17 protein-coding genes are annotated in these 18,047 nt (G+C 65.8%); 6 read left to right on the top strand and 11 right to left on the bottom strand.

Features of this window, described 5'->3' with window-relative positions; all coding sequences use genetic code 11:
- Positions 1 to 21: 21 nt before the first annotated feature.
- Entirely contained in the window at positions 22 to 864 is an 843-nt protein-coding gene (locus ACQR1B_RS18115) for an outer membrane protein (protein WP_434836212.1), read from the bottom strand.
- Positions 865 to 1,249: 385 nt separating this feature from the next.
- The gene (gene glmM, locus ACQR1B_RS18120; protein ID WP_434836211.1) at positions 1,250 to 2,602 is read right to left on the bottom strand and encodes a phosphoglucosamine mutase; all 1,353 of its coding nucleotides are present in this window, start codon (positions 2,600 to 2,602) and stop codon (positions 1,250 to 1,252) included.
- Positions 2,603 to 3,040: 438 nt separating this feature from the next.
- On the opposite strand from glmM, the gene ACQR1B_RS18125 reads away from it, so the two are divergent.
- The gene (locus ACQR1B_RS18125; RefSeq protein WP_434836210.1) at positions 3,041 to 4,177 is read left to right on the top strand and encodes an alpha-hydroxy acid oxidase; all 1,137 of its coding nucleotides are present in this window, start codon (positions 3,041 to 3,043) and stop codon (positions 4,175 to 4,177) included.
- A gap of 287 nt (positions 4,178 to 4,464) precedes the next feature.
- On the opposite strand, the gene ACQR1B_RS18130 is transcribed toward ACQR1B_RS18125, so the two are convergent.
- The 9 genes from ACQR1B_RS18130 to ACQR1B_RS18170 all read right to left on the bottom strand — a co-directional run bounded on the left by ACQR1B_RS18130 (position 4,465) and on the right by ACQR1B_RS18170 (position 14,391).
- Positions 4,465 to 5,025, bottom strand: a complete 561-nt coding sequence (locus ACQR1B_RS18130; RefSeq protein WP_434836243.1) for a hypothetical protein — start codon at positions 5,023 to 5,025, stop codon at positions 4,465 to 4,467.
- Between the two features lie 161 nt (positions 5,026 to 5,186).
- The gene (locus tag ACQR1B_RS18135) at positions 5,187 to 6,029 is read right to left on the bottom strand and encodes a shikimate dehydrogenase (RefSeq protein WP_434836209.1); all 843 of its coding nucleotides are present in this window, start codon (positions 6,027 to 6,029) and stop codon (positions 5,187 to 5,189) included.
- A 65-nt stretch (positions 6,030 to 6,094) separates the two neighbouring features.
- Positions 6,095 to 7,855 (bottom strand): SulP family inorganic anion transporter, encoded by a 1,761-nt coding sequence (locus tag ACQR1B_RS18140; protein ID WP_434836208.1) that lies wholly within the window; start codon positions 7,853 to 7,855, stop codon positions 6,095 to 6,097.
- 94 nt (positions 7,856 to 7,949) lie between these two features.
- Positions 7,950 to 8,252, bottom strand: a complete 303-nt coding sequence (locus ACQR1B_RS18145) for a helix-turn-helix domain-containing protein (protein WP_434836207.1) — start codon at positions 8,250 to 8,252, stop codon at positions 7,950 to 7,952.
- 135 nt (positions 8,253 to 8,387) lie between these two features.
- Entirely contained in the window at positions 8,388 to 9,413 is a 1,026-nt protein-coding gene (locus ACQR1B_RS18150; protein WP_434836206.1) for a histidine kinase dimerization/phosphoacceptor domain -containing protein, read from the bottom strand.
- Between the two features lie 257 nt (positions 9,414 to 9,670).
- Complete coding sequence (locus tag ACQR1B_RS18155; protein WP_434836205.1) at positions 9,671 to 11,719, bottom strand: elongation factor G; 2,049 nt, start codon at positions 11,717 to 11,719, stop codon at positions 9,671 to 9,673.
- A 191-nt stretch (positions 11,720 to 11,910) separates the two neighbouring features.
- Complete coding sequence (locus tag ACQR1B_RS18160) at positions 11,911 to 12,381, bottom strand: DUF992 domain-containing protein (RefSeq protein WP_434836204.1); 471 nt, start codon at positions 12,379 to 12,381, stop codon at positions 11,911 to 11,913.
- 160 nt (positions 12,382 to 12,541) lie between these two features.
- Positions 12,542 to 13,066, bottom strand: a complete 525-nt coding sequence (locus ACQR1B_RS18165; protein ID WP_434836203.1) for a DUF992 domain-containing protein — start codon at positions 13,064 to 13,066, stop codon at positions 12,542 to 12,544.
- Positions 13,067 to 13,188: 122 nt separating this feature from the next.
- Positions 13,189 to 14,391, bottom strand: coding sequence for a pyridoxal phosphate-dependent aminotransferase (locus ACQR1B_RS18170; RefSeq protein ID WP_434836202.1), 1,203 nt, complete (start codon positions 14,389 to 14,391; stop codon positions 13,189 to 13,191).
- A 191-nt stretch (positions 14,392 to 14,582) separates the two neighbouring features.
- Between ACQR1B_RS18170 and ACQR1B_RS18175 the strand changes: the two genes are divergently transcribed.
- The 5 genes from ACQR1B_RS18175 to ACQR1B_RS18195 all read left to right on the top strand — a co-directional run bounded on the left by ACQR1B_RS18175 (position 14,583) and on the right by ACQR1B_RS18195 (position 17,889).
- Positions 14,583 to 15,815 (top strand): glycosyltransferase family 87 protein, encoded by a 1,233-nt coding sequence (locus ACQR1B_RS18175; protein ID WP_434836201.1) that lies wholly within the window; start codon positions 14,583 to 14,585, stop codon positions 15,813 to 15,815.
- A gap of 193 nt (positions 15,816 to 16,008) precedes the next feature.
- Positions 16,009 to 16,659 carry a glutathione S-transferase family protein gene (locus ACQR1B_RS18180; protein WP_434836200.1) on the top strand — a complete coding sequence of 217 codons (651 nt, stop codon included), beginning with the start codon at positions 16,009 to 16,011 and terminating at the stop codon, positions 16,657 to 16,659.
- A 208-nt stretch (positions 16,660 to 16,867) separates the two neighbouring features.
- Positions 16,868 to 17,101: a hypothetical protein gene (locus ACQR1B_RS18185; protein WP_434836199.1), complete on the top strand. Its 234-nt coding sequence runs from the start codon at positions 16,868 to 16,870 to the stop codon at positions 17,099 to 17,101.
- 74 nt (positions 17,102 to 17,175) lie between these two features.
- Positions 17,176 to 17,364: a hypothetical protein gene (locus ACQR1B_RS18190; protein WP_434836198.1), complete on the top strand. Its 189-nt coding sequence runs from the start codon at positions 17,176 to 17,178 to the stop codon at positions 17,362 to 17,364.
- 63 nt (positions 17,365 to 17,427) lie between these two features.
- The gene (locus ACQR1B_RS18195) at positions 17,428 to 17,889 is read left to right on the top strand and encodes a GNAT family N-acetyltransferase (RefSeq protein ID WP_434836197.1); all 462 of its coding nucleotides are present in this window, start codon (positions 17,428 to 17,430) and stop codon (positions 17,887 to 17,889) included.
- Positions 17,890 to 18,047 lie beyond the last annotated feature (158 nt).

Consider the following 18,047-nt stretch of genomic DNA (forward strand, 5'->3'; position numbering starts at 1 on the left):
TTGAATGGAAGACCGTCCGGCTCAGCCCTTGCGGATCAAGGGCATCATCGGCGGCGGCGGCGGCTGGTCGAAATTCCAGCGCACGCCGAGCTTCAGATCATGCGACGTGATGTCCTTGAACTTGAACACGTTGCCGGTGGTGTTGCCGACGTAGTCCGACAGCACTCCGGTCTGTCCCTGGCCAAGATCGACGTAGCTGTAGGCCAGTTCGAGCACGAGGTTCGGATTCACGTTGTAGGCAAGACCGGCATGCGCCGCCCAGGCAAAATTCCACTTCGAGGAGCTCGGCGCCGTCGCGAAGCTCGTGGTCGTGAACGGCAGGTTGTTGATGCCGGTATCGGTGAAGTTCGAGATCGTCACCCGCGAGCCGCCGACACCCGCGCCGATGAACGGCGTCACGCACCACCAGGTGCCGAGATCGACATAGGCGTTGGCGAGCACCAGCCACTCGGACTTGCTGCCGGTGTAATTGTCGATGCCGTTGTAGGGCACGCCGCCGGCGGTCGCCGTGAAGCGGTCGGTGGCCTTGAAGTTGGCGTTGCCGCGATACTGGCCCGTGACGTCCATGCGGAACCAGCTGTTGAAGCGATAGCCGACGCCGACGCCGTAGATGCCGGCGGCATCGAAGGCGGAGGTCTGATTGAACGACGTCATCGGTGTGTAGGCCGACTCGCGGCCGTAGTGGACGTCCTTGACCTTCTGATTGCTGAAGCCGATGTCGCCGCGCAGGTACCAGCCTCCGAAATCGGCCGCCGGCGGCGGCGCGTAGACCGGAGGGGGGGCGATGGGCATGTCGGCCGCAAAGGCCAAAGTGGAAAACAGAGAGGCCGCTCCGGCGGCGATCAAAGACTTAACGCTACGCATTGGTTTCGTCCCTTTGGCCGGTGAGGCAATCGGAATCTGGCCCCACATCACAACTGACAGCTGTACAATCGCACCAAATGCTTAAGCAGCGCTTAACCCTAATAATTAAGGTTGACATTCCATGAGCGCGAGGAACCCGTTAACGGCCGCGCAATTCCTCCTAACGATTCGTTAGCGGCGGCCGCACGCGCGAATACAAACTGATTAGTTGCAATCGCACCCCGGCCCCCTGCCGCAAGCCCGGTCGGGAACCACGGGCGGCTGCGCCCGCCGTCCGACGCGATTGATCCGGACCTCCGGCCTTGCGATTGGTGGAGCGCCAACGAAAAAGGCCTGCCATCCCGGAACGATGACAGGCCGCAACGACGATATGGCTCCTGATGGACTATGCGGCCGCAGCAGCCGCGTGGCCGACGGCGGCGACGATCTCGTCGACGACCTCTTCCACCAGCGACCGGTCGTCGCCCTCGCCCATCACGCGGATCACCGGCTCTGTGCCGGAGGAGCGGACCAGCAGACGGCCATGGCCATTCAGGCGCTTCTGTCCGGTGTCGATCGCCGACTTCACCTCGTCGGCGTCGAGCGGCTTGCCGCTGCGGTAACGCACGTTCTTGAGGATCTGCGGCAGCGGATCGAAGCGGTGGCAGACCTCGGAAACCGGACGGCGCAGCCTCTGCACCGTCGCCAGCACCTGCAGCGCAGCGACGAAGCCGTCGCCCGTCGTCGCGTAGTCCGAGAGAATGATATGGCCGGATTGCTCGCCGCCGAGATTGTAGCCGTCGGCCAGCATGCGCTCGAGCACGTAGCGGTCGCCGACCGGCGTGCGCACCAGTTCGAGCCCCTGCCCTTGCAGGAAGCGCTCCAGACCGAGATTCGACATGACGGTCGCGACGATGCCGGACCGCGCCAGGCGGCCGTCTTCCTTCCAGCTCTGCGCGATCACCGCGAGCAGCTGATCGCCATCGACGATGTGGCCGCGTTCGTCGACCAGGATGACGCGATCGGCGTCACCGTCGAGCGCGATGCCGATGTCGGCGCGCATTTCACGGACTTTCCGGCACAGCGCCTCCGGCGAGGTCGAGCCGCATTCCTTGTTGATGTTGAAGCCGTCCGGCTCCACGCCGATCGAGATCACGTCGGCGCCGAGCTCCCACAGCGCCTCGGGAACGACCTTGTAGGCCGCGCCATTGGCGCAATCGACCACCACGCGCAGGCCGTCGAGCGACAGGTCGCGCGGCAAGGTGCGCTTGGCGAATTCGATGTAACGGTCATGCACGCCGTCGATGCGGCGGGCGCGGCCGAGGCTTGCGCTCTGCGCCAGCTTCTTGTCGAGCGACTCGTCGAGCAGTTGCTCGATCTGCTTCTCGACGTCGTCCGACAGCTTGAAGCCCTGCGGCCCGAACAGCTTGATGCCGTTGTCCTCGAACAGATTGTGCGAGGCCGAGATCATGACGCCGAGATCGGCGCGCATCGACTTGGTCAGCATCGCGACCGCCGGCGTCGGCATCGGTCCGACCAGCAGCACGTCCATGCCGACCGAGGTGAAGCCTGCCACCATCGCGTATTCGATCATGTAGCCGGACAGGCGGGTATCCTTGCCGATCACCACGCGATGGCGGTGCTCGCCGCGCTGAAACAGAAGACCAGCGGCCTGTCCGACCTTGAGCGCGAGCTCCGGCGTGATCAGGCCGTTGGCACGGCCACGAATCCCATCGGTCCCGAAATAGTTACGGCTCATATCACCCCCAGCAACGGCTTTCTGGATTTCGTTACCGGCGGGCGCGAATCAGAACGCGAGCCGCGGCCGGCCAGCCCGCGGGTTATAGTCGCCTTAAAGCTAAGATGGCTTCAAAAAATGTGATGAATCATTACCACGAAACCGCCACCGCAGCCGTAACCCATTGTTAACGCTAATTTTCCGCCATCCTCGCGTATTCCCCGCAGAACGTGCGCGGGGTATCGGGAGATCCGTCCAGCGGGAAAGTCCCGAGCCGTCATGCAGGTTCCTCGGGCACTTCGAGCATCCGCGGGATGCACCCGGCGCAGACGAGGTTCTTCGCCCGCTCAGAAAGGCCGAAGCTGGATTTGGCAGTCGCCGCAAAGATGATAGAGGACTGCCAGCCCGAGTACTGCCAGCCAAAGAAACGAGAGCGTCGGTGGGGAGCCGAAGACCGCGATGAAACACGTCACCTGCATTGAAGACCTGCGCCTCTTGCACAAGCGCCGCGTGCCGAAGGCGTTCTTCGATTACGCCGACCGCGGCTCCTATGCCGAAGAGACCCTGCGCGCCAACCGCGACGATCTGCAGAAGATCAAATTCCGCCAGCGCATCCTGGTCGACGTCTCCAAGCGCGACCTGTCGACGACCATCCTCGGCGAGCCGTCGTCGATGCCGCTGATCCTGGCCCCGGTCGGGCTGCTCGGCATGCAGCATGGCGACGGCGAGATTCACGCCTGCCGCGCGGCTCAGGCCGCGGGTATTCCGTTCACGCAGAGCACGATGTCGATCTGCTCGATCGAGGACATCGCGGGCAGCGTCGAGAAGCCGTTCTGGTTCCAGCTCTACGTCATGAAGGACCGCGGCTTCATCAAGGCCCTCGTCGAGCGCGCCATCGCGGCCAAGTGCAGCGCGCTGTGCCTGACCGTCGACCTGCAGGTGATCGGCCAGCGCCACCAGGACATCAAGAACGGCATGAGCGTGCCGCCGGAATGGACGCTGTCGAAGCTGTTCGACTTCGCCACCAAACCCGCCTGGGTGCAGGGCGTGCTGCAGGGCAAGCGCCGCACCTTCGGCAACATCGCCGGCCACGTCAAGAACACCGAGGATCTCACCAAGCTCTCGGCCTGGACGGCGGCGCAGTTCGACACCTCACTGAACTGGAAGGATGTCGACTGGATCCGCTCGATCTGGCCGGGCAAGCTGATCATCAAGGGCATCCATGACATCGAGGACGCCAAGCTCGCCGCCGAAACCGGCGCGCAGGCGCTGGTCGTGTCGAACCATGGCGGCCGCCAGCTTGACGGCGCTCCCTCCTCGATTCACGTGCTGCCGGGCATTGCCGAAGCGGTCGGCGACAGGATCGAGATCATGTTCGACGGCGGCATCCGCTCCGGCCAGGACGTGATGCGCGCGCTCGCGCTCGGCGCCAAATCCTGCATGCTCGGCCGCGCCTATGCCTATGGCCTCGGCGCCGGCGGCCAGACCGGCGTCGCCAAGGCCATCGACATCATCCGCAACGAGCTGCTGACGACGATGGGCCTGTGCGGCGTCAATACGGTGGCGGAGATCGACAGGAAAGTGCTGGCGAATTAGCCGGCAAGTAACAGCTCGGGACAACCGCCAACATGGTTCTCGTTGGGTTGATGTGAAGCGCTTGCCAAGCAAAAATTGTCGTCCCTGCGAACGCAGGGACCCACAACCACCGCCGTCGATGATCCAGGGCGGTAGCGCGACAGCATAACAAAAGCGGTTCGCGTCGGCCGCGCCGAGACGCCCCGGCGTGCCCCAAACCCGATCCCGGGGTTATGGGTCCCTGCGTTCGCAGGGACGACACCTTCTCTGGAGACCCGGCAGGGCACTCAGGCGCAGTGTTTCGAAACTCACATCGGCGGCGTCAGCCCGTCGCGGCCGACGCTGACGCGGCTGGTTTCGAATGAGCCGTCCGGCAGCTGCTTGATCGTGGCCATCACTTTCGCGCCGGCCTTCAGTTCGGATTTGTCGCCGGGCACGAAGGTCACGATCGGCGTCTCCGGCGTGATGTCGACCCGCTTCTCGCCGCCCTTGTATTTGACCAGCAGCGTATGGCCGTCGGTCGACACCGAGCTTTCGGACACGGTGGCGTTGGTCATGCTCGAATTCGGCTTGAGGTCCCACGCCCGCGAGCCTTCGCCGGTACCGCGCATGTCTTCGGGGAAGATGTGAATCTCGACCGCCTTGGGCGCGCCGTCGGGACCTGGCACCGTGGTCGCGCCGATGAACGAGCCGAGCTTGATGTCGGAGAGCTCGGCCTTGACGACGCCGGACACGCGCAGGTCCGAGGCCATGCGCAGCTTGAAGATCTCGCCGCTGCGCGCTTTCACCGTCATCGTGTCGGCGTCGACGCTCTCGATGGCGCCGCGCACGCGCGTCGGCACGGGGGCCTGCTGAGCAATTGCGAGCATCGATGTCACCGCAACCATGGCGAGTGCAGCGACAGGGCGGATCAGGGCGAGACGAGCGGACATTCGGGAGCTCCGGGGCTTCGAGACATGGCTCCACGCTGAGTACCAGGGCGCAGACGCATGAGGAATGAGACGCCGCATCTCCCCTTGTTATTCCGTCCTCAAGCCTTTGTGAGATCGGCCTCGACCACCGCGCGCAACCCTGGCGTCACCTGCGGACGCCGGCCGAACCACAATTCGAAGCCGCGCACGGCCTGGTGCAGCAGCATGCCGAGCCCGTCCGCGGTGCGCAGGCCCTTCGCCCGCGCCGAAATGAGCAATGGCGTCTCCAGCGGGACGTAGACGATGTCGGCGACGACGGCCTGCTGCGGCAACAGCGCGACGTCGAGGTCGAGCGGCGGCTGGCCGTGCATGCCGAGCGAGGTGGTGTTCACGAACAGGCCCGCACGCGGCAGCAGCGCGCCGACGCGGTCCCAGCCTTCGGCAACGACACGGCTGCCGAACTGATCGGCCAGCGCCTGGGCGCGCGCGGCGGTGCGGTTGATGACGTGGACGCGACCGATGCCGCGCTCCAGCAATCCGAACACGACGGCCCGGGCCGAGCCTCCGGAGCCGAGGACCAGCGCCTCGTCGGTGCGGTCCCAGCCGGGGGCGGTCGCATCCAGATTGTCGATGAAGCCTTCGACGTCGGTGTTGGTGGCGCGCAAGGCTCCGCGCTCGTACCAGAGCGTATTGGCGGCGCCGACCGCACGGGCGCGCGCGTCCGGCTCGGCGAGATCGAGCACGCGCTCCTTGTGCGGGATCGTGACATTGGCGCCGACGAAGCCGCGCTGATGAAGATGGGTGACGAAGCCCGCCAATTCCTCCGGCGGTACGGCCTCGATGGTGTAGCCGCCGGGAATGCCGAGTTCGTGCAGCCAATGATGATGGATCAATGGCGAGCGCGAATGCGCGGCGGGCCAGCCGATCAGGCACGCAGCGCGGGTTTTGGCAGCGACGGTCATGACGGTGACATCGGACAAGCTCCAGCCGGAGTCAATGCTCCCCGGCCAGGATGCCGGTGCCGGCCTCAGCTCGCCGCCAGGCCGTCGGCGATCTCGTCCCGCGGCGCCTCTTTGCCCTTGATGTCGGCGACCGCCCGGTCGATCGTTTCACGGTAGCGCACCAGCGGCGGCCGCACGCCATGGGTCAGCAGCGCCCGGCGCACGGTCGGCGAGGCGCCGGTGATGAACAGCCGGATGCCCTGGCGCCTAGCCTTGGCGGCGACGCGGCTCATCGCATTCGCAGCCGTCGAATCCAGGAACGGCACTGCGGCGAAGTCGACCACGAAGGCCTTGCGGCGGTCGGCGATGGAGTCGAGCACGGTGCCGACGGTCGAGGCGGCGCCGAAGAAGAACGCGCCGGTGATGCGATAGACCAGCACATCCTTGTCGGCGCTGAGGTTCGCATTGTACGGCACCCGCGCGCCGCCCTCGAAATCGGCGCGGTCCTCGGCGACCAGCGGCGAGCCGTCCTCGACCCCGGTCATCTGCGCCATGCGGTTGATGAACAGCACGGCGCCGAGCGCGAAGCCGACCAGGATGCCCTCGGTGAGATCGCGGAAGATCGTCAGCCCGAAGGTCGCAAGCAGCACCGTGGCGTCGCCCCAGGAGGAGCGAATCAGGGTGGCGAATTCGTGCTTCTCGGCCATGTTCCAGGCCACGACCACCAGCACGGCCGCCAGCGCCGACAGCGGGATGTAGCTCGCCAGCGGCGCCGCGATCAGCATGAACACCAGCAGGAACACCGAATGCAGCATGCCCGACACCGGCCCGCGGGCGCCGGCGCGGACGTTGGTCGCCGTGCGCGCGATGGTGCCGGTGACGCAGATGCCACCGAACAGCGCCGAGCCGATGTTGGCGAAGCCCTGCGCCACCAGCTCGCAATTGGAGCGATGACGGCGGCCGGTCATGCCGTCGGCGACGACCGCCGAGAGCAGCGATTCGATGGCCCCGAGCAGCGCGAAGGCGATGGCATCGGGAAAGACCGCCTGGATCTTGGTGAGCGACAGCGTCGGCAGCGCCGGCGCGGGCAGCTCGCGCGGAATGCCGCCGAATTTGGTGCCGATGGTTTCGACCGGCAGCTGCAGCACGTAGGTGATGACGGCCGCGATGACGACCGCGATCAGGATACCGGGCCAGGTCGGCCGCTCGTGCCTCAGGCCGACGATGATCGTGATCGAAAACACCGCCAGCCCCACCGCCGGCAGGCTCGCGGTGGGCGCGCCATGGGCAAGCGCGATCAGCTTCGGGATCAGATCACCCGGCTCCTTGCCCGCCAGCGTGATGCCGAACAGGTCCTTCAACTGACTGGCGAAGATGATGACGGCGATGCCCGCAGTGAAGCCGACCGTGACCGGATAGGGAATGAACTTGATGTAAGTGCCGAGCCTCAGGTAGCCGGCGATCACCAGCATCACGCCCGACATCATGGTCGCCAGCAGCAGGCCATCGAGGCCCTGGCGGTCGACGGTGGCCGCGACCAGCACGATGAAGGCGCCGGCGGGACCGCCGATCTGGAAGCGGCTGCCGCCGAGCAGCGAGACCAGGAAGCCGCCGACCACGGCGGTGTAGAGGCCGCGCCCCGGCGAGACGCCGGAGGCGATCGCGATCGCCATCGACAGCGGCAGCGCCACGATCGCGACCGTCAGGCCCGAGAGCGCGTCGGCGCGAAGATCGCCGAGGCCATAGCCCTCGCGCAGGACGGTCAGGAGTTTCGGCGCGTATAGCTCGGCGAAGGTCGGCTCATGATGTCCGCCCCGCCGCGTGTCGCGCTCGCTCGCAATGCTCATGCCCATCACGCTCCCGTCGCATCGTCGGGCAGCCCTGCAGCCGACGAGGCGTCTCCCACGGAGCGCTCAGGAGCCCCGTGCCGCGCGATGAACCTCAGGACGCGCCATCGCGCGCAGTCTCAGTTTGACGGCCCATGCGGCGGGGCGACCCTGGGTCCTTCAGGCGAACGCCACGCCCGCCATCCTCGCTGCGGGCATGCTCACCGATCAGATCCACGCCCGCACGATTGAGCGCATCGACGACCTTGGTCAGCGAGTCCACGACGCCGCGGACGTTGCCCGTGGAGGCTTCCATCCGCTGGATCGTCGGCAACGACACGCCGGCCAGCTCGGCCAAGGTTTTCTGATCTATCCCGAGCAGCGCACGCGCTGCCCGCATCTGGAACGACGTGATCACAATGGCCTCACGTGGCACACACCATAATTGATGCATGAGACTAAGACAATGATGTAAAATACATCAATCCAAGGCAATGGCAAGCGCGGGACCGCGGCTGATCGCGACGACCCCGGCGGACGCGCGCGCCCGGCCTCAGGCAGGACCCTGCCTGGGAAAATCGAGGCGAACCGTCGTGCCGCGGCCCGAGCTGGTGGTGAGCTTGCCGTCGAGCTGCGCGGCGAGGCCGAGACAAATCCGCCAGCCCAAGCTATCGCCCTTGCCCGGGTCGACGCCGGGAGCGAGGCCCCTGCCATCGTCGGAGATCGCGAGGACATAGCGCGCCGCATCGAGCGGCCTGAGACTCACGGTGATGATGCCACCTTCCTCCGGGCCGAAGGCATGCTTGAGCGCATTGGTGACGAGCTCGACGACCAGCAGCGTCAGCGCGGTGAGACGCGTCAGATCGAGCTTCGCCGGTATGAAATCCACCACACAGGCGACGTGACGCGCGCCGCTCGACTCCAGCACGTCGTTGCAGATCTCCTGCAGATAGGGCCCGATGTCCAAATCCATCCGGCCGGGATCGTGAAGCATGCGGTGGATCCTGGAGATCGTCTCGAGCCGCGTCTGAGCCTCGTTGAGGATCGCCGTCGCTCGCGCGGGATCTGCAGCAGCCTGTCGCTTCTGCATCCTCAGCAACCCTGCAATGAACTGGATGTTGTTGGCGACGCGGTGCTGGAGCTCCTGGAACAGCACGCGCTGATTTTCGTAGAGGCCCTCTGAGACGGTCCGTTCCTGGCGGAGATGCCGGGCAGCCTGATGCATGATGTGGATCAGCGTGATGTCCACCGCGACGATGATCGCGTAGAAGCCGAGTGCGAGCGCGCTCTGAGAGCCGGACGAAGGTATGAAAAAATACCAGGCCAGCACGCCGCAAAGCACCGCACACAACACGCCTGGCCCGAGACCGCAGAAGAAGGCCGTCAGAATGACAGCCGGGAAAAACGTCAGATAGGGAAAGCCGTCCGGGAGCGTATCGACCAACGCGACGCGCAGGACGAAAGCGACGAACGTCGCGCTGAGGGAAATCGCGTACCCCGCAACAACGTGCCGGCGGAGCTGTTCTGTCGCCTGGGCGGCGCGCAGATAGAACGGGACGGTCGAGAGCTTATGGATCACGGGACGTTGGGCTTGGGGGGACGGAAAAACTCTCGTGCCGACGACAGATTCCCGTCCGACCCGACACGCCGAAGGACCGGTGGACCGCAGAGCGTCCATCGGCTGCAAATGGCATATCAGTTTCGAGGAGCCGACGGCATTAACATAGCACCGTATCGGGAACCGATTGGTGCACAAGTGAACATTGCGTTGCAATATGGGAGAACGGCGCGCCGCCGGGCTCGGTCAGCCCGGCGGCGCTGCAAGTCTGGTCGCCGCTAGGCCGCGTCGCGGTGCGAGGCGATGATGTGGTCGGCGGCGCGGCCCGTCACTTCGGCCATGTGGTCGAACTGGCGGGTGAAGCTGCCGGCGCCGGCGGTGGCCGAGCGCAGCTCGACGATCAACTCGCCAATCTCGGCCTCCGGCATCATGGCACGGACGCAGTCCCAGCCCGGCCAGCCGTCGCGGGTGTCGAACGACAGGATCTGGCCGCGCCGCGCCGACAGGATGGCGTTGATCTTGGCGGTCGCGTCGGTCGGACAGACGATCTCGACGGTGTGGATCGGCTCCAGCAGCACCGGTTGGCATTGCGGCAAGCCCTCGCTGACGCCGGCCCGCGCCGCCGTCCGGAAGGCGAGATCGGACGAATCCACGCTGTGATAGGAGCCGTCGGTGAGCGTCACCGCGACGTCGATCACGGGGAAACCGAGCGGCCCGCGAACGAGCGCATCGACGACGCCCTCCTCCACCGCCGGGATGTAGTTGCGCGGCACCGCGCCGCCGACCACCTTCTCGGTGAAGTGAAAACCTTCGCCACGCGGCAACGGCTTGATGTCGAGCACGACGTCGCCGAACTGGCCGTGACCGCCGGACTGCTTCTTGTGCCGGCCGCGCTGCGTGATCGGCTTGCGGATGGTTTCCTGATAGCCGATCGCAGGCGTATGCGATTTGACGTTGACGCCGAAGCGGTCGCGCAGCCGCTCCAACGCCACCCGCAGATGCATCTCGCCCTGCCCCCACAGCACCGTGTCGTGGGTGCGCGGGTTCTGCACCATCGTCAGCGACGGATCCTCCTCGTTGAGCCGCTGCAGGGCCTGGCCGAGCTTGACATCGTCCTTACGGTCGACGGCGGCGATCGAGATCGCCAGCACCGGCGGACAGGCCACGACGTTCGCCAAAGCCTGCGGCGCCGTCTTGCCGGTCGCGACCGTCTCGCCGGTCTTGACCGCATCGAGCTTGCCGAGCGCGACGGTGTCGCCGGCCTCGGCGCCGGTGCGCTTGCTGTCATGCGCACCGGTCGCGGCGAGAATGCCGGATACGCGCGCCGCCTCGCCCGAGGCGGCATGCAACGTCGCACCGTCGTCGAGATGGCCCGACAGCAGGCGCGTCAGCGACAGCTTCCCACCGTGCTGCAGATGCTGCGTCTTGAAGACGTAGCCGAGCGCCTCCTTGGTCTCCTTCACGCCGAGCCGCTTCGCCGTCTCGGCGACGCCGGGCGCCTCGTGGCGCAGCGCCTTCATCAGCCTGAGCACGCCGTTCTCGCGCAACGCCGAGCCCAGCAGCACCGGGCAGATCAGGCCCTCGCGAAGTTCGCGCGCGAGATCGTCGAACACGGCATCGCGCGGCGGCGGGATGTCCTCCAGCAACTGCTCCATCAGCGAATCGTCGTGGTCGGCGAGCTTCTCCAGCATCGAGAAGCGGGCCTCCTTCTCGCGGTCGAGATTGCCGCCTTCGAGCGCGATCACCTCGCTCGCCTTGTGCTCGCGGTAGATGAAGGCGCGCTCCAGCGCGAGGTCGACGAAGCCCTCGATCAGCTCGCCGTTCCAGATCGGAATCTGGCGCAGCACCAGCGGCACGCGCGAGGCCGGCTGCAAGGTGGCGAGCGTCTCGCGGATGCGCGCATTGGCGCGGTCGATCTTGTTGAGGAACAGGAAGCGCGGAATGCGCAGCTCTTCGAGTTCGCGCAGGATGATCTGCAGTTGCGGCAGCTTCTTCTCGTCGGCCTCGCAGACCACGATCGCGGCGTCGACCGCCGGCAGCGTGGCGCGCATGTCGTGGATGAATTCGATCGAGCCTGGACAATCGAGGAAGGTGTAGCTGTCGCCCATGAAGGTGGTGGTCGCCGCCGTCATCGCGACGCTCATCTTGTGCTGACGCGCCTCCGGACTGGCATCGCCGACACATGTGCCGGCATCGACGCTGCCGGCGCGCGGGATCGCGCCCGTCCGCGCCAGGATCGCTTCCAACAGAGTGGTTTTACCGCTTTGGAAAGGGCCCACCAGCGCGATGCACCGTGGACCTCGGGGACTTCTCAGATCTTGTCCCATTCGCCGCCTCCTTCTTCTGGAGCTCGGCCCGTGATTGGGTCGGCAAAGCCGAATGCTCTGCCTGACCAGATGTTTTGGCAAGGGGGGACAAAAGCGGAAAACGTCGCTGCGGTGCGGCGTCAGCCCTCTTCCCACACGATTGCAGGAAGAGTGATAGTCAAGAGCGACGACGGCTCACGCCGCGGGGCCGTTCAACGGCCGGGTCGCAATTCGAGACTTTGCAGCCCCGCGGACACGCTGAGGCCCACCTGCCCCTGCACGCTGAGCGGCTGTAGCGCGATCGAGTTGGCCGAGCCGCCGACCAGCACGTTGCCACCGAGCCCGACGCCCACCGCTGCCGAGCCCTGTGCGCCGGCGTAGTCGCCGGAGAGATCGCCCGGCCCGAGTCGCGCAACCGGCGCGTAGACCACCCAGGCCAAGAGCGATTCCTGAGTGATGCCGAGATCGAGCCCGACCTTGCGGATGGTCGCGACGTAGCGGTCCTCGGGGATGCCGTCGGCGCGCAGCACGCAGCCGAGATGGGTAACCGAGCCGACGATGAAGCCGACGCTGGCGCCGCCACGGCATTCGAGGACGCCGACCCGCACGCGATCTTGCGCCTGGGCGGCGCCCGCCATGCAGAGAACCGCAGCAGTGAGCCCGGCGAGGATGGTCGAGCGCATGAATGAACTCCGACTGAAATGGAAATGATGGTGATGCAGACCCGCCGATCGGCCTGACGATCACGGGCGATCACATCTATGCCACAAGGCTCACAGCCGCACCAGTTTCGCCGCACCCGCGCGCGGGCCATTGCGACGCGCTCGCGAATGGTGATGCGGCTCAGCGATAGAATCGTGAGAAGTAGGATGATGACCGGCTCGGGCTCGGGTGCATCGGCAGCAGCGGCACCAGTTCGACCTCGGTGATCCCCGCCGCGAGGTTCAGGCCGGTTTGGCCCTGCAGGCTGATCGGCTGCAAGGCGGCGGCGCGATCGGTGTCGCGCACCAGGAAGCTGCCCCCGAACCCGACCAGAGCGGCGGCGTTGGCAGCCAGGCCGCCGTAACGCCCGCGCAGCTCGCTGCGGCCGAAATCGTTGACGGGGGCGTTCACGACCCATGCCATCCGGGTCTCATCGGTCAGTCCGAGATCGAGGCCGTAGCGCCGGACCTTGGCGACATAGCGCTCCGGCTGCCGGCCCTGGCTGCGAAACACGCAGCGCAGCCGCGCCTGCGACATCACCAGTCTGCCGGACGTCCGGCGTCCCTCGCATTCGAGCACGCCGGCGCGCATGGGCCGATTGGCGTGGGCCTGCGCCAACGGCACGACCGACACCAGCAACACGATCGACAGCAGAAGCAGCCGCATCGAACTTCCCAACCCCACGCCACCAAACTTACCGCCCGACAAGAGAAAGGCGCCATGTTGAAAACATGGCGCCTTTTGGGGCGGAACTTGGCTGCGGGAGATTCGGCAGGGCTGTTGCCCGATTACCTCAGATTGCCGCAGAAACGCTGGATGCGCTTGCAGGCGTCTTCCAGGTCGGAGGTCTTGGTGGCGTAGGAGATGCGGAACGCCGGGCCGAGGCCGAACGCCGAGCCCTGCACGACGGCGACGCCCTCGGTCTCCAGCAGTTCGGTGACGAAGGCCTCGTCATTGTCGATCACCTTGCCCGACGGCGCGGTCTTGCCGATCGTGCCGGCGCAGGACGGATAGACGTAGAACGCGCCCTCCGGCCGAGGGCACTCGATGCCGCTCGCCTGGTTCAGCATCGAAACCACGAGGTCGCGGCGCTCCTTGAACACCTTGTTGTTCGCCGGGATGAAGTCCTGCGGACCGTTGAGCGCTTCCACCGCCGCCCATTGCGCGATCGAGCACGGGTTCGAGGTCGACTGCGACTGGATCGTCGCCATCGCCTTGATCAGGCTCGCCGGGCCGCCGGCATAGCCGATCCGCCAGCCGGTCATGCAATAGGCCTTGGAGACGCCGTTCACGGTCAGCGTGCGGTCGTACAGCGACGGCTCGACCTGGGCGGGCGTCGTGAACACGAAGTCGTCATAGACCAGGTGCTCATACATGTCGTCGGTCATGATCCAGACGTGCGGATGCCTGACCAGCACCTCGGTGAGTGCCTTGAGCTCGGCCTTGGTGTAGGCCGCGCCGGTCGGGTTCGACGGCGAGCACAGGATTAGCCATTTGGTCTTCGGCGTGATCGCCTTCTCCAGCGCCTCCGGCTGCAGCTTGAAGCCGTCAGCCGCGGTGCAGACCACCGGCACCGGCTCGCCGCCGGCGAGCGCCACCATTTCCGGATAGCTGACCCAATACGGCGCCGGGATGATGACCTCATCGCCCGGATTGATGGTCGCCATCAGCGCATTGTACAGCACCTGCTTGCCGCCGACGCCGACGATCACCTGGTTCGGCTTGTAGGCGAGAGCGTTCTCGCGCTGGAACTTGCCGATGATGGCTTCCTTCAGCTCGGGGATGCCGTCGACCGCGGTGTACTTGGTCTTGCCGGACTGGATCGCCTTGATCGCGGCCTGCTTGATGTTCTCAGGCGTATCGAAATCCGGTTCGCCGGCGCCGAGGCCGATGACGTTGCGGCCCGCCGCTTTGAGGACGCGCGCTTTGTCCGTGACCGCGATGGTCGCGGACGGCTTCACACGGTCGAGCGCAGCGGCGAGAAAGGACATCATCAGCTCCTATGCAGGCGTCGTGGATCACCCCCTCGGGGCCACGACCAGTCATGTCAGGGAAACGACTGCTTTTAAGGCCCGCAAGCTTGCATCGCAAGAAGCTTGGGCACATGGCCCCCAAGAGTTTAGAGAACGTTAAAGCCGCCCCGCTAGCGTGCCCCAACGATTGTCTCAATTTTCAGGCCGAAATGACCGCTATCGGGTGCGCCCTGCGATCCGGCGACTGGCTGACGGCCACGCGGATCAAGTCCTACAGCTGGATTCTGCTCGCGTTCACGATCGCGGCAATCGCCGGCTGGATCGCGCTGTCGGACGGCCTGATCGACCGCAACGGCAAGCCGATCGGCACCGATTTCTCCAACGTCTATGCGGCAGGCGTGCTGACCCTTCAGGGCAAGGCGGCCGATGCCTATGACCCGCCGCTGCAGCATGCAATGGAAAAGGCCGTGTTCGACGGCCGCGACGTGCCGTTCTTCGGCTGGCACTATCCGCCGTTCTTCTTCGCGATCGCCGCCATCACCGCGCTGCTGCCCTACGCCGCCGGACTCGCGCTGTGGGTGGTGTCGAGCCTGGCAGCCTATCTTGCCGTGATGCGCGCGATCCTGCCGCGTCCGGAGACGCTCCTGGTCGCGGCCGCCTTCCCGGCCGTGTTCGTCAACATCGGCCACGGCCAGAACGCATTCTTCACCGCCGGCCTGCTCGGCGGCGCGCTGCTGCTGATGGAGCGCGGCCGGCCGTGGGCGGCGGGCGTGCTGATCGGGCTCTTGGCCTACAAGCCGCAATTCGGCGTGCTGATTCCCGTGGCCCTGATCGCTGGCGCGCGCTGGCCGACCGTCGCAGCCGCGGCCGCCACCGTCGTCGCCCTGGTCGCGATCAGCTTCGCCGCGCTCGGCGGTGACGTCTGGCACGCCTTCTTCCAGTCGATGACCTTCACACAGACCGTCGTTCTCGAACAAGGCGGCACCGGCTGGGAAAAAATCCAGTCGGTGTTCTCGGCCGCGCGCCACTGGGGCGCCGACGTCCGCTCCGCCTACGCGCTGCAGACCATGCTGGCGCTGGCGCTGGCGGCCGGTCTCGCCTGGCTGTGGCGGAGCGAGGCGGCGTTCGACCTGAAGGCCTCGGCGCTGGCGAGCGCGAGCCTTCTGGCCACGCCCTACGTGCTCGACTACGACCTCGTCGTGCTTGCAGTCGCGATCATCTTCTTCGTCCGCCACGGCCTCGCCAACGGCTTTCGCGACTACGAGCTCAGCCTGCTCGCAGCTGCCTGGATCGTGCCGCTGCTGTCGCGCAGCATCGCCGGGCTGACGACGATCCCGCTCGGTCTTGTCGTGATGATCTGCCTGTTCGCGCTGACGCTGCAGCGCGCGCTCGCCGATCGCGCATCCGAGATCGACGGACACGCGCGCATCGCACAAGCGTGATCTCGATTGTTTGAGTTTGATGGAAGGTTGTTATGCGCTAGTGCAGTGCAGTAGCGCTTTTCAACTTTTTCCATTGCCCGGCTCTTGCAGCCCGGGCCCATCGGCATCATTGTCTGGCCGCATTGCGGGACGATCTGGCGTCCTGATGCGTGATTCCACGACACGATGATTCCTCGAACTCGACATTGGCCGGATGTACAAGCTCTATTCGATGCAGCGATCAGGCAACAGCTACAAGGTCCGCCTTGCGCTCGCGCTTCTCAACGCACCCTACCAGGCAATCGAGATCGACATCCTGCGCGGTGAAAGCCGCACGCCGGACTTCCTCGCCAGGAATCCGAGCGGCCAGGTGCCGCTGCTGGAGGTCGGCGAGGACCGCTACATCGCCGAGTCCAATGCGATCCTGTGGTATGTCGCCGGCGGCACGCCGCTGGTGCCGGAGTCCCGGATCGAGCGCGCCGAAGCGCTGCAGTGGATGTTCTTCGAACAGCATGCGCTGGAGCCCAACATCGGCGCCGCCTATTTCTGGCTGCTGCTGGTGAAGGGCGGACGCGACCTGCAGACGCATGCGCTGGAGGACTGGATGGAGCGCGGCTATGCGGCGCTGCAGGTGATGGAGAATCATCTCAAGAGCAACGAGTACTTCGCGGCCCAACAGCTGACGGTGGCCGACATCGCGCTCTACGGCTACACGCACGTCGCCGACCGCTGCGACTTCGACCTCTCGACTTTCCCGAAGATCCGCAGCTGGCTGCGCCGCGTCGAGCAGACCACCGGCTTCGTGGCGATGGACTGGCAGCCGGCGTTGATCGATTCTGCCGGGATCGCCGCCGACTACGATTGAGCTTCACCCGCAAGAATACCGACCATCCGTAGAACAGCGGGGAAAATACACGCGCAGGCAGGAACGAATACCGCTGACGCCATGTTTTCGCCGTTTTGAGCACGAACGCGCCGTAATACTGCCCAGCGTGACCTTACTATTTACCTCTGCGAGTGATTCGCTCGCGGACGTAGGGGTAAGGGATTTCGACTTCATGTCCCGGTGGCGTATGGCTTCCGATCTGCATTTCGATTGGGTCCGCGACCTCGCGTCGCCGCAGGACTCTGAACGGCGCGAAGAGCCGTCGCACGCGCTCATCAGCGGCTTTCACGACGACGCGATGCTCACCCTGTCGCCCAGCCTGACCACCGCGGTGGTCGCAATCATCGCGGCCTGCACGGTCTCCTTGGGCGTGAGCGTCACCATCGTCGTATTGTCGATTCAGGCGATCATGTCCGCTTAGCAGGAAGACAGTTTTGACAACCCTTCGCGGTTTTCGCGACAACAGGCGATGATTGTCTCGCGCACCAAATGGCGATGAAATCGACGGTCGTAATCGTTGCCGTGACCCTGGCACTCGCGATCCTGCTGGCGGCGTCACTGCTGGTCTTGATCGAACGGCGGGGCGAGCTCTCGCTGTCGCCGCTGACGGAGGATGATCGCGTGGTGAATGCCCGGCTGATGCAGCCGCCGTCTCCGGATCTGGTGGCACCAGTCGCCGATTGATCGCGGATGCGATCATGGCGTATCGAAGGCACGTCGATACTCGAACCGGACGACGAAGCCACGATGACCGTTGCACTCACCATTCGCGCCGTCGCGCGCGAGGACCATGACCACTGGCTGCCGCTATGGGACGGCTACAACGCATTCTACGGCCGCTCCGGGCCGACCGCACTGCCCGCCGAAATCACCGCCACGACTTGGGCGCGCTTCTTCGATGCGAACGAGCCCGTGCACGCCCTGGTCGCCGAGAGCGGCGGAGAGCTGATCGGCCTCGCCCACTATCTGTTTCATCGCGCCACCACCACGATCGGGCCGCTGTGCTATCTCAACGACGTGTTCACGAGCGAAGCCGCGCGCGGCAAGGGCGTCGGACGCGCGCTGATCGAAGCCGTCTACGCACAGGCGCGCCAGGCCGGCGCGCCACGGGTCTATTGGCAGACCCACGAGACCAACACCACGGCGCGGGCGCTCTACGACAAGATCGCCGAACGTTCGGGCTTCATCGTCTACCGCAAGGCGTTGTGAGCCGCGCGCCATGTTCGACCTCGCGACAATGGCTTGGTCGGACGGGCCGATGGCGAGGATGTCACGCAGCCGTCACGCCCCGCGCCTAGGCTCCATCGAGCGCCTGATCATCCCCGCCACCGATCACGCGTTTCAGCGGTCCCCGTCAGTCGCCGTCT

Source organism: Bradyrhizobium oligotrophicum (assembly GCF_051168495.1).
In the GTDB taxonomy this organism is placed as follows: Bacteria; Pseudomonadota; Alphaproteobacteria; order Rhizobiales; family Xanthobacteraceae; genus Bradyrhizobium; species Bradyrhizobium oligotrophicum_A.

What these genes read in the sequence shown, in the direction of transcription:
- ACQR1B_RS18115 (WP_434836212.1), bottom strand. Translation starts at nt 864, where the DNA reads ATGCGTAGCGTTAAGTCTTTGATCGCCGCCGGAGCGGCCTCTCTGTTT.
- glmM (WP_434836211.1), bottom strand. Translation starts at nt 2,602, where the DNA reads ATGAGCCGTAACTATTTCGGGACCGATGGGATTCGTGGCCGTGCCAAC.
- ACQR1B_RS18125 (WP_434836210.1), top strand. Translation starts at nt 3,041, where the DNA reads ATGAAACACGTCACCTGCATTGAAGACCTGCGCCTCTTGCACAAGCGC.
- ACQR1B_RS18130 (WP_434836243.1), bottom strand. Translation starts at nt 5,025, where the DNA reads ATGCTCGCAATTGCTCAGCAGGCCCCCGTGCCGACGCGCGTGCGCGGC.
- ACQR1B_RS18135 (WP_434836209.1), bottom strand. Translation starts at nt 6,029, where the DNA reads ATGACCGTCGCTGCCAAAACCCGCGCTGCGTGCCTGATCGGCTGGCCC.
- ACQR1B_RS18140 (WP_434836208.1), bottom strand. Translation starts at nt 7,855, where the DNA reads ATGAGCATTGCGAGCGAGCGCGACACGCGGCGGGGCGGACATCATGAG.
- ACQR1B_RS18155 (WP_434836205.1), bottom strand. Translation starts at nt 11,719, where the DNA reads ATGGGACAAGATCTGAGAAGTCCCCGAGGTCCACGGTGCATCGCGCTG.
- ACQR1B_RS18160 (WP_434836204.1), bottom strand. Translation starts at nt 12,381, where the DNA reads ATGCGCTCGACCATCCTCGCCGGGCTCACTGCTGCGGTTCTCTGCATG.
- ACQR1B_RS18165 (WP_434836203.1), bottom strand. Translation starts at nt 13,066, where the DNA reads ATGCGGCTGCTTCTGCTGTCGATCGTGTTGCTGGTGTCGGTCGTGCCG.
- ACQR1B_RS18170 (WP_434836202.1), bottom strand. Translation starts at nt 14,391, where the DNA reads ATGTCCTTTCTCGCCGCTGCGCTCGACCGTGTGAAGCCGTCCGCGACC.
- ACQR1B_RS18175 (WP_434836201.1), top strand. Translation starts at nt 14,583, where the DNA reads ATGACCGCTATCGGGTGCGCCCTGCGATCCGGCGACTGGCTGACGGCC.
- ACQR1B_RS18180 (WP_434836200.1), top strand. Translation starts at nt 16,009, where the DNA reads ATGTACAAGCTCTATTCGATGCAGCGATCAGGCAACAGCTACAAGGTC.
- ACQR1B_RS18185 (WP_434836199.1), top strand. Translation starts at nt 16,868, where the DNA reads ATGGCTTCCGATCTGCATTTCGATTGGGTCCGCGACCTCGCGTCGCCG.
- ACQR1B_RS18190 (WP_434836198.1), top strand. Translation starts at nt 17,176, where the DNA reads ATGAAATCGACGGTCGTAATCGTTGCCGTGACCCTGGCACTCGCGATC.
- ACQR1B_RS18195 (WP_434836197.1), top strand. Translation starts at nt 17,428, where the DNA reads ATGACCGTTGCACTCACCATTCGCGCCGTCGCGCGCGAGGACCATGAC.